Consider the following 16,544-nt stretch of genomic DNA (forward strand, 5'->3'; position numbering starts at 1 on the left):
TCTCGTTGTGGGAAATTTTAGCAACCATTATCGCAATCAGTCTAATAATCTATTTATTAAAGAGAAAACGTAAATAACATATAAATTAGTCTTTTTAACTACTGTCCGAACTAAGGGAGGGTTACAGATGCTTTGGAAGTGTCTTTGGATTATTTGGCCGGCGGTAGTGATAAGGCCGCTTTTGATAAGCAGACCTTAAAACTTATTGATGAGATCGAGGAACTGGAACCCTCTGTTAAAGATAAACTTATCTTCCTGGCCAATGCCATTATCAGGGATGCTAAAACTGGCAAAGCTTACGCTCATTAAACAACAAAGCCCAGCGATAGGCCAGGCTTTGATTAGTATCATTTAAGCTTTTTATAACTAAAAATCGATTAATATTTCCTTTGCTAAAGATTTAATCTCTTCCTTTAAACCATCAGTACTTCTTAACTTCGGGTTGTAGGCTATCGCATAAGAACCATTAGGTTCTATATTTAAAACAAACTCTTTAGAGTTATTAGATATTGCAAATACATTGTTATTAATCCACTTTGCTGAATTTACCAACTGAGTGTATATATAATATACCGGAACAGTCTTAAATAAGTCAACCTGAATAACGGTATTTTTATCGTTAGAGAAAGTAACTCGGATTAATGCATAATCTAAAAAGTGTTCTGCTGTTACAGATGCTTTAATTGCCCCTTTCTTATTTTGTTTAACACCGCCGCATAGTTGAACACTAAGTATAAAATGATTGGTGATAATTTGCTTATATGCTAATTCAACATCAGAGGAATTTAATCCAATATGTTCATATAAGTTCAACAAACTTTTATAAACACTATCAGTTAACATGCTTTTTTTTTCTAATGGCGATGCATTACTGAACTCGGCGAATGTAAACTTTTCTTGAATAGTATATATGCTTTGACCTTTTTCTTCAGGAAAAGCAAACCCTGTAATAATACTATCAGAAAACTCTATTAATAACTTTTGAGTGTGTTTAATTGTAACAACAGGCAAATTAAATGTAAACAAATTACTTACAAATGCAGCATACCTAATAAATACCTCATAGCCAGCAATCTGATTTGATGTTGCAACAATTTGAATGTAAAGTCTTTTTTGCATCTTTTTATTTAATAGGTAGTGGTTTTGGTGATACTTGTTTTGGGGGTAATGCGAGATGTAAAGTAGCATATGCACTCACTAAGAATACTTCAATAGTCTTTGCGCTTATTCTTCCATTAGTTCTTGCACGTTCCACCCATGAATAAGCACGCGTAGGATCTTGTTTATTGAATTTATTAACTTGATAAGCTGGCCTACCATTATTGCCATCAACATTATCTGCTCTACTCGTTATACCATATTTTTCAGTTCGATAATCTCCGTCTTTCCCCATACTAAATATTTCATATACAAGATGAGGATCAGGGTTATTGTCACTATTCGAATGCAGATAAGCTACGGCTAATCCACCAACAACCGCCTCGCCAACCCATTTAGGCCAAGCTCCGTCTGTAGGGTCTGGAGTTGCAACATCGGTTTGTATACCAGCTAAAACTAAACCTGCTATCTTATTACCAATATCGTCCGATTGATCTTTTCTCTTTTCTGAAACTACAGGACCCTTTTTCTTGTTTTTTTCTTTGTCTTTATCTCCGCCTTGCATTTGAGCCTGCAGGCTTCTGAACATGGCTTGTGCTTCTTCGGCATTATCAGATGATATATTACCATTAGCGTCAGTTGAAATCATTCCATCCAAATCAACGTTCCGAATAGGATTATTCATACCATACACATAAGGAGACCACCTTCTTCCTAACTCCGCCAACGGATCCACACTGGTCCACCTTCCAATAACTGGGTCATAGAACCTGGCGCCATAATCGTACTGATTTTCCAGATCGACCTGTATTTCCTTTCCGTTATAAAGAAAACGATTCTCCAGCGAAAAGTTGTAGCCGCCGCTTTGTTTTCTTAAGCCGAAGGCATAATATTCATCCTCCTGTACCACTCTGCCCTTACTATTAAAGTTGTCAATTGTTACCCTGCTGTTACCCAGGTGGTCTTTGAGGTTGTACTCGTATGTAAAGATAGTACCACCAGAAGCCGGCGGCACGGCTCGACCTTCTTCCGTTGCGATAAACTCCAGGGTATTGTTATGGTATACGATCCCGTCAATATAATCGCGGGCGCCGTCATTGCCCGTAACACGTAGCTTGTTTCCTTCGCCGTCATAGTAATAGGTCGCAATTGTGGTGCCTGACTGACTGATAAGTTGTGGCAGATTAAACAGGTTGTAAGCGATGTCCTTACCCGTTCCGTTGCTTTTGGCGTTGCCGTTCTGGTCGTATAAATAACTGCGTGGACTGTAACCCGTTACAGTTGCAAGTTGGTTACCATTATACGTATAAGATAGAGTACCTGAGGCGCCGAATCCCGTACGGCTGAGCGATAGAATATTACCTGTTTGATCATAAGTCACCTGTTCGTCAAGGGCATCATTGGCCGGCCCGCCGGTAAAGGCCGCCTTAGTAAGCCTATTCAACTTGTCGTAACTGTATTTAAAGCTTCTCAAACCCGGGTTCGTTTCCTTCGTGGTCATGTACTTCATCTGCGCAATATTGCCATTGTACTGCGCATCTGCGCCCGGCTCAGGATTGTTGTACCTAATATCTTCTGCAAACAGTTTATTGGGAGTTGCCGCTGTACCAGGATTATTAATCTTTGACAGCCATCCCCTTTCGTTATAGACATAATCGATATCCTGTAAATATGTAGATATTTGAGCATTAAACGTCGAACCTGCGGCTACAAAGAAACCCGGCGTAAATCGAATACTACTTGTCGCTAAAACTGTTTTTTGCTGGCCCGGACTCAACGCATCCGAAGGTCCTAATATCACATCAGTGGGTAGATTGGTGCCGGTCATACTTCCCATACCGTGAAGGCTCTTTTTAGAAACTTGCCCTAACTCATTATAGTTGAAATGAACCAAGACCTGATCTCCTAAATTATTGATATTAATCTTAGCATCCAGTTTTCTATTCATATGATCATAACTGAAGCTATTTGCTAAGGCCAGTTTCAATACTCCCGAGGTATTTCCGGTATAGTGTTCCCTTTTAGTATTGGTAAGCAAATTGGTGATGTTTTCATAAGTATTGGTTGATACATCGTAATTCCCCGCCGTTGAAGAACCGCCAAGATAATGTCGTTTAAATGTTTGAACATTTCGACCAAAGCCGTCATAATAATAAACAGACCAAAGCATATCCGGTGTAGGTTGTTCAAGGCTATTCAGGACAGCGACCTTACTAGCAGTAAGCAAACCAACCGGATCAGTAAGCGTACCGGGTAAATTGGTATTATATGGCTTATCCGGAAAAAGGTAATCGTCGTAATAATTGATCGTCAAAACTTTACTTGGAACCGGAAAGCTTTTGATATTATAACCTAATGGAAAACTCACAGAATTATTATTTTTATCAGCGACATCCCACTGATCTTGCATGTTGACGTTTTCCTGCAAAGTTGATATATTAACCGTTGTTCCCGCGTTCCACAGACCGGTTATAATGACACGGCCAAATTTATCATATTTGATCACTGACCATTGATGGTTTTCACGCTGTAAACCATTTTGCGTCATTACCGGCTGATCCAGTTTATTGTAAATCGTAATCTCCCAATCCTTCCCTGGAATTCTTTTCTGCGTGAGCCTGTTATATTTATCATAAATGTAGCTGTATCCCAAGGTGCCTACATTTTGTACAGAGCCATCAGGAGAGGTACCCGGCGGCAGTACGAATGCCAGGTTACCCAAGTCGTCGTAAACATAATAAGTTGAGAGGATTTGCAAAGCATCTTCCGCACCATTAAATGTCCGTTGCAGCACTACATGTCCTTCCTTATCTCTATACTCTTCCGTTGTGCCGCTTCTGCCACTTATCCAATTCTCGTCTTTACTAATGGTTACATACAACTGGCCTGCTTTATAATAATTACCCTCATTATTACCTAACACCAGCGTCTGGCTGCCGTTGGCATTAATAATTGTTGTATACAACATCGCCAGCATTGTACCGGCTGTATTAGAAAGCGGGATCTCATTGTTAGATGTATATTCGATCTTTTTCGTATGGCCTGCTGCTGGCTGCCAGTCTGCGCCCGGAGCTCCTTGCTCTACTACCCGGCTCAATGCCGACGGCTCAAATACCGTTTGAGCGAATGGCTGTGGAACCACTACGATACTATTACTCTGTTGTGTTCCACTAATACCATTACCGGTCGGGTTATAGAATCGGTCAAGCCCTGCTCCTGGATTTAGTGCATCAACCTTATAGCTTCCGTCATCGCTTACCGCGGTGGCATAAGGCAGATATGTCATTACTTGCCGCCCCAACAAATCATAAGCGTAGGGCTGAATAAAATCTTTCTTTGACGGGGAACCTTTCACCTGAACTGTCTGTAAGGGTCTGCTGAGGGCGTCATAATATTGTACCGTCCTCATCACATTGGTGTTGGCTGGGTTTTGAGGATTAGCAATACCACCAGCCCTCGGCACCGAAGTCAGAATATAATTCTGATCGGGGCTGCCAATGCCGGGAAGGTTTACATGGACCACTGCAGGAGATGAACTTGCGGATTCTGTCCCGCAGGTGATTGCGAGACGATAATAAGTGGTCCGCGTCAGCGTGGAAGGTGTGTAAAATGTCCCGGTAGCATCGGCGATCATGGTATAAATAACGCCATCAGGCGAACTGAACCATTGGTAAGTATAATTACCGCCACAATTTCCATCCAGACCGGTAGTCACCACGCTGATTGCGCCTGGACTCGCACCACTATAAATATATTGATCAGCCGGAATCGCTTTCCCTCCCTTTAAAGGTGGAATAACATTCACGGTCGCTATATTGGAATAACCGATTTGAAAAGCATTGGAAGTTACCTTTCTCCGATAATAGGTATTTGAATAAATAGCAGAACTAAAGCTCAGATTTAAACCGTTTGCTCCCGCAATATCCGTCCATTGGGACTGATCGGCACTTTGCTGCCATTGATAACTTTCCTCCACAGGAGGACAGGCCCCGCCTGATGCAGCGCTGCAATTAATGGTCGCAGGAATACTTTTGTAGACAACGGTTTGCAAAGCATCACCGCTAATACTACCCGGCAATAAAGGCGTGAGTTCTCCTACATCGATGGAAGCGCTAAGGTTAGCGTTGTAAATATGCAAACCGACACTCTTTGATCCGCCGTTGCTCCAGGTAACCGAAATGGAGGATATGCCAGGTCTCGTCTCTTTGTTACTGCCGGTCTCCGTAATGACACCACCGCTAAGCTCCCAATAGGTTTGCGAACCTTGGGTAATGGTTGTACCGCTTACGCTATATGTGTACGTTTGACCCGCGGTAACGCACCTGCTACCCGAAATGCTAATTTGAGCAACAGCCTCTTGTTGCTTGGCAACGCAAATCATGAGTACGAGTATCGTACACTTCCATATCCTGCTGTTTTTCCGTTTTGTTCCGGTGTAAACTATATTTCGCATCTTCATAAGCTTTATTGAACATGAATGATTTAGAGCCTCTGGTACTATTTTAATCGGCCCAGTGTCTTGAATGACACATTCTGATGGGTTTGCTCCTACTGAACAGCCTTTGATCTATAAGCCCAGGTAGTGGTAATCGTAACGGCTAATAATGTTCTTATCTTTGTCTTTGACGTGCATCAGGCGTTTAAAATCATCGTAATCATAATAGGTAGTCATGCCCTTAGCATCGGTTGAACTTGCCGTGCCGACTAAAGGTAAATATGTATAGGTAATTGTCTGGGCATTTTTTGTCCTGCTGTCTGTGCGCAACGTATTAAGCAGGTTCCTTAAAGCTTCCTCACCGCTGTCTGCGGCAGCATCTATCTGAGCCTGGGTGAGCACGCTGGTTACAGTAGCGTAATCACTACCGGTCACCTCGGCTACCGGATACTGCCCCTTATAACTCCATAGATAAACTACTTTTGGAGCCCCATCGGTAACCTGTTTCTCAAGGAGATTTCCCTTCAGGTCATATCTATTAAATAATGCTTTAGTTCGTAATGGGCCGTTGCCAACCTGAACCTCCATGGATTTTGGGAGTAAGATGTTATTTGAGTTGAACCGATCAAAATTGATTCGGCTTAGTAATATTTGCCGATTATCGTCTATAGTGGATGTTTGTTCGATGACCGACGTAAGCAAGCTTTTGGAAATCATTTCCTGATAGACATCTGAAGAAAAATTATACGGGTATTTATAAGTAATTTTATTAAGCGTCCCTTTCGAAGTTTCCGATGTCTCTTCTATTAGATTGTTGTAAGAATCATATTTCAATTTCTTTATGCTTACGACAGTTCCGGATTTCTCGTTTGCTACAGTTTTAACTTCTCTCAGAAGATCAGGGTATCTTTTGTATGAGATGGCCGAATAGAAAAAATCAGGAGTTGAGTTTGACATGTAAATAGCTCTGTACTCAGGAAACTCCGAATCGCTAAAATCATGTTGATATTTGAATACTTTTTCCTCAACAGGCAAAGTTTGATCATTGCTCATTTTTTTCACGGACTTCAATTTACCTCGTTTAAAAGAAAAATCGAGGAAAGCATTTTTAATGTCAAAAACAGTCGTTGTGAAATTTTTAGTTGCACTGACCTGATCGCCAAAAGAATTATCGAAATTAGTGAACTCATTAATCGTGGCTATTAAATTCCCAACCTTTTCGATTACCCTTGAATAGGTCACATTACCTGAATTAGAAACATTGGTTGAAAAGCCCCGGAGGTCAAAACTATAAGTGCCCGCATCGGAAAGAGGTGGATTAGGCGATAAATATCGCGGTGGCGGAACGGCTAGTATACCAGACGTTGTTCCGTTCTCGAGGGTATAATAATAGCTTTTCGACAATAATTCCTTTTCGCGATCTGAAGCAGTGATATTTTTGATTCTAAGCCCCGCGCCGTGATTTGGCTGATCTGAAGGCAGAGGTATTACCTGTCTGGTATCATCATCTACCTGAGCATGGTAATCGTTAGGCTCATAAGCAAAAACGCTTTTTGCCCCACTTGCAGAGGATACACTTTCAAGAATTTCTGCCTTAGATAAGACAGCATCCTGTAACTTATAATTGCTAAATGACGTCAATATGGCATCGCTGTAAGGGCCTTTTGTATATTTTGAAAAAAAGTCGACACCATTGTAATAACCCCAGTGGTCAGTTTGCCGGCTATCATACACAGGCAACTTCTCCTGATTATAACTGAATGAAAAAAAGTCGTATACGTTAGTTCCATCCGTGAATTCAATTTTCCCCAACTGAAGCCTTTCGGTCGCTTTTTCGTTGAATTTAAATTTCACTTGTTTTATTAACGTACTTTCATTGTAAATGCTAATACTGTTCAACTTGTATAAATTATATTTTAATGCTGCACCATACAGAACAGGATCCTGGTTAAATTCTTGCTCAGAGTGTATATTTTCATCACTTAATAGTTGACTGGAGAGACTTGAATCAAATATTATTTTATATCCGTTTGAACAAATAATCGATTCCAACTTTTTTGTTTGATGCATCACTTTATAATTCGCATTGTAACTGTTCCAATCGGTTGAATTCCAAGACGTAGCGATTGTGGTATTATTATATATTATATTGTTGCTTGTACCGAAGGCTGAATAAAATTTAGATCCTTGATAATAAGAGGGGCTATAGTTGAAGACTATTTGCTCTTGCGTGTTTAAGTTTTCTACTTTAGCAATATTCCATAGGGTGGGCGTCAAATCGTAAAAATAATTCCCACTCGGTGGTATAAAATAACCATATTGCGCTGCAGTCGATACTTTGGAATTTTCAAAGTCACCTTCAAAAGTATATTTGATCCCTTTGCTGCTGGTTAAAACAATTTTATTAATTACTCCAGGCGTTCTTAAACTTCCGGTCATGTAGTAATCATCCACAAATACCTCCACTTTACACGTGAGATTATTATTTGATACAAAAGACCACATACCGGTAAAATCTTTAAAAAAAACACCACTCAGCTCTCCGATTTGAACGATAAAATCATCGGGAACCAAGTCGATCACTGGATTCATGTTTGTGGTTATAATATCTGTTTTTCTAAAAGTAGGGGCTGGATTAGAGGCAGAGCCTTGATTCTGCCAACCTGTACTATAAAAGCTGGAAATCGGATCACTACTTTTATAAGACATGATCTTAGAAACGGAGTTCCAGTCATTAGTATTCAAAAGCGGATAGTTAATGAGATAGTCTCTGTTTTGCACATGTGGGGTTGTTGCAAGACTTTTAGTCAGAATAGTTTTAATAGAACCTAAGATACTTGGGTCTCCAAATGAGTCGTACAAGATATTTAGCTCTGATTTATAAGTCTGTAATTCATCCGGTTTACCTTTTATTACACGGTAAATATAACCGGGAGTATTAAGTCCCCAACCTAATCCGACCCAAGATGGCAACTCACTCACCTTTACGCCGTTTCCAGATAAGTACTTCAATTTTACAGATAGGTCTTCTCCAGCAAATTTTAAATCAATCAAATTAAAATTCACATCAAGCTTTCCTGTGAAAAGATCTACATCTGGGTTGAATGTGTTAGAGAAATTTGCAGACGGGCTAGGTTGTTTGACAGAATTTTGTCCTTTACTGGTAAACGATACTAAGACGTTTACCGATATCCACAACCAGATAAACGATGATTTCCAACTTTTACTGATTTCTTTTGCCATAACTTTTAACATTCTATTATTTTCTTGTCCAATATTTATGCGTTTAATCAGCTATCGTATGTAACCATAGGCCGTGACCTGACCTAAAGCATTTAGTAAAATTTAGGGTATTCAACAGTTTAAGATTCGATAGCTGGTAAATAAAAAAGTTCACAAATTCATCGAACTGAGCCCACGCCTATGCAGCGTCTAATGTTGTTTTGTACATTTGAACTGCCCGATGTCGGCTAACGAACCGAATTTATTTTTTGAAACTCAACTGATTACCAAGAAGTTGCTATGCCAGTACTGTTATCTCAGGTATTGGCGGTGTAGAAATTATTTTTGAAGATAACTGTTGTACTAAAGCAACAAACGGACATAAAAACGGAAGGGAAGTGATTTTTTTCATGAAAAAGGCTTAGGTAATGAGCAGGTATACGATCTGCTATCCGCTATAAATCTACAAAATATAAATCATTCTTACAAAGCATATGTGAGATGATCATAGAGGTAGTACCGCCGGTTGCATTTTTATCCAGCCGTGGTACCTTGAACGCTCAGATATGAATAAAGGTGCTGTCGGTGCAGATTACATCAGTGAATAGAAAAGTCAAAAAAACCGTTACGATTCCCAATGAATTGCTTGAAGCAACGAATGAACTAAAGCGTTTGGGTGCCTATACTGCACATATGTTCGCAAAAGCCCCCGAAGCAATGGGTTAATATACCTTGTCAAAATCGTAATCGATGGTGCCGGTCCCATTGCTGTTTTTAAGGTAATGTCCTGATGCAGGTTAAGGCTCTTGGCGGTAATGGTTATCTTGCTATCAGCATCAATACGCTTGCCGGTATTGTCCATAAGCGTAAGCATATTGTTTTTAACGCTGTATTTGTAAATGTCCCGTGTTCCATCACTTTTATAAACAACAGTGCCGTCATTATTATATTGCACGTAGCTGTTTACTGTAAAACTTCTCGTACAGCAACATAATTTAAGCAACGATGTGGATGATATCTTCCATACCTGTGCGAGACGACCTTAGTAAACTGATATTTGAAAGACTCGCCCATTTAGTTCTCAGGAACAGAAGCGTAGGCACCGGCAACGCCTCAGTGTGTGGATCCACGTGGCGGCTCTTCGAAACCTTCACTGTAAAATTCTCTTAAGGATACCCTTAACGCCTGCAGCACCTTCAGCAGGTTGGCATAATTCAGGTTCTTTCCTTTCTCGAACTTGCCATACTGTGCCCTGCCAAGACCGCGCTCATTAGCAAAGGTTTCAGCGCTCGTAAATCCCTGTGCGATCCGGATCGCCCGGATGCGCTCACCGAGCTTTTTGTACTCGTGATCCCAGGGATCATTTTCGGTATGGGAACCCTTTTTGGCCATACCGTAAAATAAATTAAAAGACGAGGTAAAAATAACTCCATTAAAGACACCTCTATATTTGGAGTTATTAGTATATTTACCTAAAGAATTTTGAATATGGTACCTGTAAAAGACATTCAGGAACAGCCGCTTAAGGACTTGGGGTTAAGCCTCGATTTTGTGGAGCGCTGTAAGCAAATGAGCTTCGTAACGATCGCAGATATTGTCGCCACCGGCCCGGAAGCGCTGGTTCACCGCCCGGGGTTCACATTTCACTGGCTCAGCGAACTGATCACATTTTTACAGGACAAAAAAGCGTTGTATCTACTGGAGGGCAGGTTACCTAAGGAAAATACAGGCGGTTGATCTCCCCGATCATGCGCTCCAGCATTCCCTGCACTTTGGCTGCCGTCACCTGCGTTGTACCATAATACTCTTTGCTCAGGCTCCTTGCAGATATTCTTCCCTGGCGTTTACTGCTAAAGTGGTCGGCAACAAAGTTAAATAACCGGCTCAGGTTGCGGGTGCCTGTGAGATCAGACATTACAAATACTTTTAAAAAGCAGGCCAGATGCGCGACCGATACATTCAAAGGGTATTTTTCCGGCTGAGCTGAGAACACCTCATTTGCAGTTAATTTGTGCATTTCGTTCAGGAAAGCGATCTCTTCGGCCATCCAGCCGCAGAGCATTGACTTTAAGGAGGGCCAACGGGGGTTGCAGGCCAGACCATCGGTTAAGGGCAGTGCTATTAACCGGGACCTTTCTGCATGGAGGTAACCGATCTTTTCCGCGGCTGGTGCCGTGCAACCCGCCAGGATCTGTTGCCGGTACTGGTAATAAGACAGATCATTGAAATTTAACAGTTCAAGGGTTTCGTGCAAACGCGGCCCTGTAAAATCTACGCAGGACATTTCACTTACCCATATGCTGAAGTAGTCCAGAAATTGGAAGGTGCTATCGGTTGTTAACGCTTCCAGGAAGGTGAGCAGGCAATCTTTGAGTTTGAGATCGAGCGAAGCCGCATACAGGCGTTCGGTTAATTCCCTTTTTTGCCCGCTAATGTGTGCCTCGAACCGGCAGCGGTAAATGGCAGGAGCCGTAAGGGGGACATCAACATACGAACGATAATATAGCCATAGATGGTCGATCAGGGACAACGCACCCGTTGATAAGCAGTGATCTGCGTCGTTAGCCAGTTCAACGCAAATTCCGGTCAGTTCCTGTAACTGATATTGAAAATACCGCTTTAGGCTTTCCTGGGTCGCCGATGAAAAGGCTGCCATTGTCCACGCGTTGCAGATGCGTTCACATTCCGCTATAACGGGACACTGATTCCCGCCTGTCGCTTCCCGGCTGATGGATACCCGGGAAGCGGCCCAGCTTTTCATGAGAACGAGTTCATTGGTAAGCATAGCGGAAAAAAGTATGACCCAGTGGCTATTTCTGCCAGATGTGCGTGGTCGTTAACACGGTTGAAGTCGTATTGGTGGGGTCTCCGCTGGTGTTCGTAGTCGTTTCTAAAAAGCCATCACTCCTGGTAAAAGCATACAAGGTCTCCGTTTTTTGCACCGGTAATTTGTTAATCGGTTTTTTCATGTTTTTAAATTGTTTTTTACTAAATTATATTCATTAAAAGAAAACGCCTATTTTGTTACATAACCAGCATTATTCGCGTGACGAAATCTGTATGAGTACCATCCGCAAGTGGCTTCCTGTCCCGGTCAAAAAACGGACTGTTTTTTTACATTTTTGCTGCTGGAGCATTTTTGTGATCTATGAACTGGCATTTCTTCATTTCACCCAGTTCAAATTCACCTCCAGATCGATATTTACTTTTCTCGTATATTATTCCGTTAACATTTGCCTGTTCTACGCCCAGTTGGGCTTCCTCGATTTCGCCTTTCATAAGCGGAAGAATAATTTCAAATGCCTTTTGCTGTTCCTGTTTATATTTTTGTTGTATTTACTGATCAAAGCATCCCTTGATCTGCTATTCGCTTCCAAGTTGACTTCATTGGCGGCGATGTTATCCGTTATCAAAACCTATCTGTTCGTCAATATATTCCGCGGCGTTTATTTCAGCGTTTTTGCCGCATTTTATTGGGTTGCCGGTAATATCGCCGGTTACCGGAAAAAAGCCGAGCTTTCTGAAAAAAACGAACTGATCGTCCTAAAGGATAAAGCTGAACTGGAAAAGCGGCTATCCGAAACCCGCAACGCCTACCTGCAGCAGCAACTTAACCCCCACCTGTTATTTAATTCCCTGAGTTTCATTCATAGCTCCGTCTACGCGCATTCGGAAGATGCAGCCCGCTGCGTTTTGCTGCTTTCCGATATCATGCGTTTCAGCATGGACAGCACCGGTAGCGACGACAAGGTTTTAGTAACAGACGAACTGAAACAGTTAGCTAATCTCATTGCGCTGAACCGTTATCGGTTCGGCCCTGAACTCCGGCTGAAAACATCTTTTGAAACGGAGCGGGAGGATTTGCGGATCATCCCGCTGGTCATGCTGACCCTGACCGAAAACCTCTTTAAACATGGCTTTGTGACCGACCCGGCGTACCCCGCTTTACTGGAGATACAGGCCAATTGTGACGGCGTTTTGAACTATCGTTCACGTAACCGCAAAAAGATCAAAAGCCGGACAGCACAGCGTCGCGGGCTTGGCCTCCAAAATACGCGTATCCGCCTGGACCATAGTTATCCGGGATCATATCAATTGGACATTAACGAAGATGAAGATAACTTTGAACTTACTTTAACGCTGCAATTATGAAGAACCTGAATTGCCTGGTGATCGATGACGAGCGGCATGCCGCGGAACTGATGTCAGCCTATATTGAAAAAACCCCCGGTCTTTCCTGCACCGGTATCTATACGAACCCGTTAAAAGCCCTGGAAAACTTTGACGGAAACCAACAACTTCCGGACATAACCCTTCTGGATATTGATATGCCGGAATTATCGGGCATGGATCTGGCCGGCCTGATCAACCACAGGACGACCGTTGTCTTTACAACCTCTTACCGGGAATTCGCGCCTGAAGCTTTTGAGCAGAACGCGGCGGATTACCTGCTCAAACCGGTCAGTTATGAACGCTTTTTAACTTGCATTCAAAAGATACGGGGAAAGGCCGCCTCCATTGCGCAGCCCGTTGCCGATTATTTCTTTGTGCAGACGGATATCAAAGGCAAAATACGCAAGATTGACATCCCGGAGATCCGGTACATCGAAAGCAAAGGCAATTATGTGCAACTTTTTTTGGGCAAAGAAAAGGTCCTAGCCTATTTGACCTTAAGCGAGGTGCTCGACTACCTGCCAAAGGGTCAATTCTCGAGGATCCAGAAATCGATCGTTGTCGCGCATACGCATATCCGGTCGGTGGAACATTTCCAGGTCAGGCTGCAGGACCTGCCGGAAGCGCTTCCCATAGGCAGGGCCTTCAGCGGGGTCTTCCTCCGGGAGATGCAGACCGCTTTGCTCATCAGCAAGCGGAAGCTAATGAACTGAGCGCTCAGTTTGTGCTTTCAAAGAACGAAGGTACTTGCTCAGGCAATACCAAACCAGCAGCTCCTGTTTACGCTGATCGTTCCGGAAAGTACGGTTGACCTGCATGTGCACGAGATCTGCTGCCAGTTGTTCTCGTTTGACCGGTGCCTCACCGCCGGCTGCCAAGGCCAGCCGTTGTAATTCTTCCAGCAACATTTTCATCCCGGTGCCGGACGCTTTTTCTTTGGCGACCGCATTTAGGACCGGCCTCAGTTCGCGGAACTTCAGGTCCAGGCTTACCCTCATTTTCTTATCCGCCCGGAATTCGGCCAGGAAACGTTCGGACATTTGACTTGCGAAATCCGCCGCCCGGCTTGCTTCAAAAAGGCAGCCGACCATCCTGAGGGCGGCGCTGAACCCCGCCCGGAATTCCTCCCCGCTGTAACCCAGCACCAGTTCGCTCCCCCGCCAGAAGACCCTTTCCGCCTGGTCGATATAAGCGGCACCATAGCGCTCCATTTCCCGCTGGTAGGTGTCACCCTGAAGATTATAGACGAGCCGGTCATGACCGCTTTGTTCCAGTTGCCGGCAGAAACGGGCCAGTAAGATAGCTCCGTCCCGGCCATCCGCGATCCGGAAACGCAGGCGCAGATGATAGCCGGGATCCGTATAACGGATAAAAAACCAGCTTTCAACCAGGTCCCCGGATCGTTTCAGCAAAGGACGTACGACATCCTGCAGGATGATATCCGAGGTCAGGGCCGTACAGTACACTTTCAGGTAAAGCCAGTCGCTGCCGGGGGCAAATTCACGCCTGACAGCTTTTTGCCGCTTATTTTCCTGCGCCAAAGCCGGAAGATAAACCGGTCTTTCGTGCTGCAGGATCCCGGTGTATTGCCCAGCAAGGGGGCGGTAGCCTGCCCTGACGGAGCGGTCAGGCAGCAGGTATTCCGTCAGGGTTATCCGGGTCAAGCCCCGGGCGCAATCCAGGAAAAATGCCGCTTCCCCTTTGTCAGCCAGGTTAAAGACCAGCTGCTGGTCAGTATCTCCCATGCTGACCCATTGTGGCAGGCGGTGCCGCTCACGGAAGCGGCGCAGATCGCCGGTCATCAGGGCCAGTTCTTTTTCACCGAACGTCCATCTGGCGGGGCTGAGCACTACCCTTCCGGTGCAGAACCTCGGGTAAAAGGACATGCCGGGGAACCATCTTCCGGGGTTAAAGGCCAGCGCCGCGTGGGTGCCCTGGTACTGCAGGTCGCAAAGCATCCGGAAGATGCCCAGCCCGCTGTTCTGATGGTTGTACGCGCTGGCCAGCCGCGGTACGACCCTTTTGCCCAGTTTGCGGGATTCCAGGACCAGTTCTCCTTGCTGCAGGGATAACAGCAGGTCCCCGGGCGGAAGCTGGCGGTCATCCGGCAGGACGGAAAAAACATCCAGCGGGATCTCGTAAGGATATACGGGCCGCCTGCGATTGATGTTATCGGCGTGCGCATGGGAGAAGTGGCCGATATCCGCAAAAGCCACGTCCGGGTTTGCCGCGCATTCCAGCGCGGCCATCTCCCTGGCCAGCCCGGCAACTTCCTCGCTGAACACACCGAAACGCGCGATAAGCGCCGCCCCGTTCGCGCCGCCCGCCGAATCGATCAGGAGCTGATCGCCGCTCTGGCAAAACAGGATACCGGTCGTGTTCGGAAACAAGGCATGACTCTCACCGATCCCGGCTTCATACAGCTCCGCTTCGGTCAGCTCCACAGCCGCGTAAGGGTCAGAAGCATTTTTCCAGACACTGAGCAAATACCGGTGTATGGCTGTCCATTCCAGGGATACCGGGCCGGCTTCCGGGGGCGGGAATAACAGGTCTTTGAGCACTTCGTTTCCGCCGCCGGCTTCCGCTAGCCCTTCATAGGCAATCCCGCTATCAGGGTCCAAAGCCAGCAGCAGGGGCACTTTTTGCCGGTCGAAACGCGCTTTGAAGTCCGCTGTAAATTGTTGAAGGCCCGGGATCATCGCGGGCGTTGAGAGTCTTTGCAGGATGCGCACGGCGCGTTCCAGTTCATCGCGGTCCTCGGCGGCGATACCGCCCTTAAACGAAGGGCGTTCGGCGGCAGCGTAAAAATAGGGTCCGGCCGCATACCCAGTGGAAACAAGCGCCGCCACATCGCTTTCTCCGGCGTTTACCGACCATCCTTTCCTGTCCTGCCAGAACGACGGATCCGCTTTGGGGATGAGATCATCACCAATGATCCCGCCCCGGTCGCGGCTATATACCATTTGCTGCTGCATTAAAAAACTGATGTAGGACGTGGCATCCTCCCGGCTACACGCACCCCTGCCCATGACCCATTTATGTAATTCTCCAAAGCGCACCGGGCCCTTATCCAGCCATTTGAACAGGCTTTTATAGAAGGGGTCCGCGGTAACGCTGTCTAAAACAAACTGGTATTTTCCCTGATCATCCTGTTCAGAACGGATAAAACGGTATTGTTTGCCAAGCGGGTAAAGCAAGGGGTTCCTGATCAGCAGGGTATCATCGGCAGGCTCACCCCCCGGTGCCCTTAAGCCTTCGTCAGGCCTCAGGTGCAGCAGTACCTCCTGGTCTTTGGCCAGCTCCACACCCTCCGCGCCATTGTCCGCTAAAAGCGTAAACGTAGCGAAAGAGCCGAATGGTGTCGGGCGGAAGGCCATCCGGTTATAATATTTGCGCAGGGTATGCCGCTCCCTTTCCAAGCACTCGTCCCAGTTAAAATCCTTGCGCCGCAGCATTTCGTAAAGTGCCGGGCTGGCCAGGTAAAGCGCGTTCCGGAAGTGCAGGTCCCCCATCACCTGTGGCATCCGTTTCAGGTCATAGACGGCAAAGCTGTAAAATGGCGCCCGCAGCAATAAGTGCGGCAATAAACGATAGACCGCCTGCTTTTTCATATCGC

At 45.0% G+C, this 16,544-nt stretch carries 10 protein-coding genes; 4 read left to right on the forward strand and 6 right to left on the reverse strand.

Going from position 1 to position 16,544, the window contains the following annotated elements; all coding sequences use genetic code 11:
* The first annotated feature begins 138 nt into the window (after window positions 1–138).
* A complete protein-coding gene (locus tag ACFQZI_RS19925; RefSeq protein ID WP_377145643.1) occupies window positions 139–309 on the forward strand; it encodes a hypothetical protein in 171 nt (56 codons plus the stop codon).
* Between the two features lie 57 nt (window positions 310–366).
* On the opposite strand, the gene ACFQZI_RS19930 is transcribed toward ACFQZI_RS19925, so the two are convergent.
* From ACFQZI_RS19930 to ACFQZI_RS19945, 4 genes are all read right to left on the reverse strand, one after another.
* Window positions 367–1,119: a hypothetical protein gene (locus ACFQZI_RS19930; RefSeq protein ID WP_377145645.1), complete on the reverse strand. Its 753-nt coding sequence runs from the start codon at window positions 1,117–1,119 to the stop codon at window positions 367–369.
* A 4-nt stretch (window positions 1,120–1,123) separates the two neighbouring features.
* Complete coding sequence (locus ACFQZI_RS19935; protein WP_377145647.1) at window positions 1,124–5,551, reverse strand: DUF6443 domain-containing protein; 4,428 nt, start codon at window positions 5,549–5,551, stop codon at window positions 1,124–1,126.
* Between the two features lie 114 nt (window positions 5,552–5,665).
* On the reverse strand, window positions 5,666–8,776 hold the full coding sequence (locus tag ACFQZI_RS19940; protein ID WP_377145649.1) for a hypothetical protein: 3,111 nt from the start codon (window positions 8,774–8,776) through the stop codon (window positions 5,666–5,668).
* A gap of 1,092 nt (window positions 8,777–9,868) precedes the next feature.
* The gene (locus ACFQZI_RS19945) at window positions 9,869–10,147 is read right to left on the reverse strand and encodes a helix-turn-helix domain-containing protein (protein WP_377145651.1); all 279 of its coding nucleotides are present in this window, start codon (window positions 10,145–10,147) and stop codon (window positions 9,869–9,871) included.
* Window positions 10,148–10,243: 96 nt separating this feature from the next.
* On the opposite strand from ACFQZI_RS19945, the gene ACFQZI_RS19950 reads away from it, so the two are divergent.
* A complete protein-coding gene (locus ACFQZI_RS19950) occupies window positions 10,244–10,492 on the forward strand; it encodes a hypothetical protein (protein ID WP_377145653.1) in 249 nt (82 codons plus the stop codon).
* Here ACFQZI_RS19950 and ACFQZI_RS19955 read toward each other — a convergent pair.
* Window positions 10,470–11,285 (reverse strand): hypothetical protein, encoded by an 816-nt coding sequence (locus ACFQZI_RS19955; protein ID WP_377145655.1) that lies wholly within the window; start codon window positions 11,283–11,285, stop codon window positions 10,470–10,472. The two genes, ACFQZI_RS19950 and ACFQZI_RS19955, sit on opposite strands and share 23 nt — an antisense overlap.
* Window positions 11,286–11,815: 530 nt before the next feature.
* Here ACFQZI_RS19955 and ACFQZI_RS19960 point away from each other — a divergent pair.
* Complete coding sequence (locus ACFQZI_RS19960) at window positions 11,816–12,907, forward strand: sensor histidine kinase (protein WP_377145657.1); 1,092 nt, start codon at window positions 11,816–11,818, stop codon at window positions 12,905–12,907.
* The gene (locus tag ACFQZI_RS19965; RefSeq protein WP_377145659.1) at window positions 12,904–13,641 is read left to right on the forward strand and encodes a LytR/AlgR family response regulator transcription factor; all 738 of its coding nucleotides are present in this window, start codon (window positions 12,904–12,906) and stop codon (window positions 13,639–13,641) included. The genes ACFQZI_RS19960 and ACFQZI_RS19965 overlap by 4 nt, the downstream gene beginning before the upstream one ends.
* Here ACFQZI_RS19965 and ACFQZI_RS19970 read toward each other — a convergent pair.
* Window positions 13,630–16,539, reverse strand: coding sequence for a lantibiotic dehydratase (locus tag ACFQZI_RS19970; protein ID WP_377145661.1), 2,910 nt, complete (start codon window positions 16,537–16,539; stop codon window positions 13,630–13,632). The two genes, ACFQZI_RS19965 and ACFQZI_RS19970, sit on opposite strands and share 12 nt — an antisense overlap.
* Window positions 16,540–16,544: the final 5 nt, after the last annotated feature.

This window comes from Mucilaginibacter lutimaris, assembly GCF_042676625.1.
Lineage (GTDB): Bacteria > Bacteroidota > Bacteroidia > Sphingobacteriales > Sphingobacteriaceae > Mucilaginibacter > Mucilaginibacter lutimaris.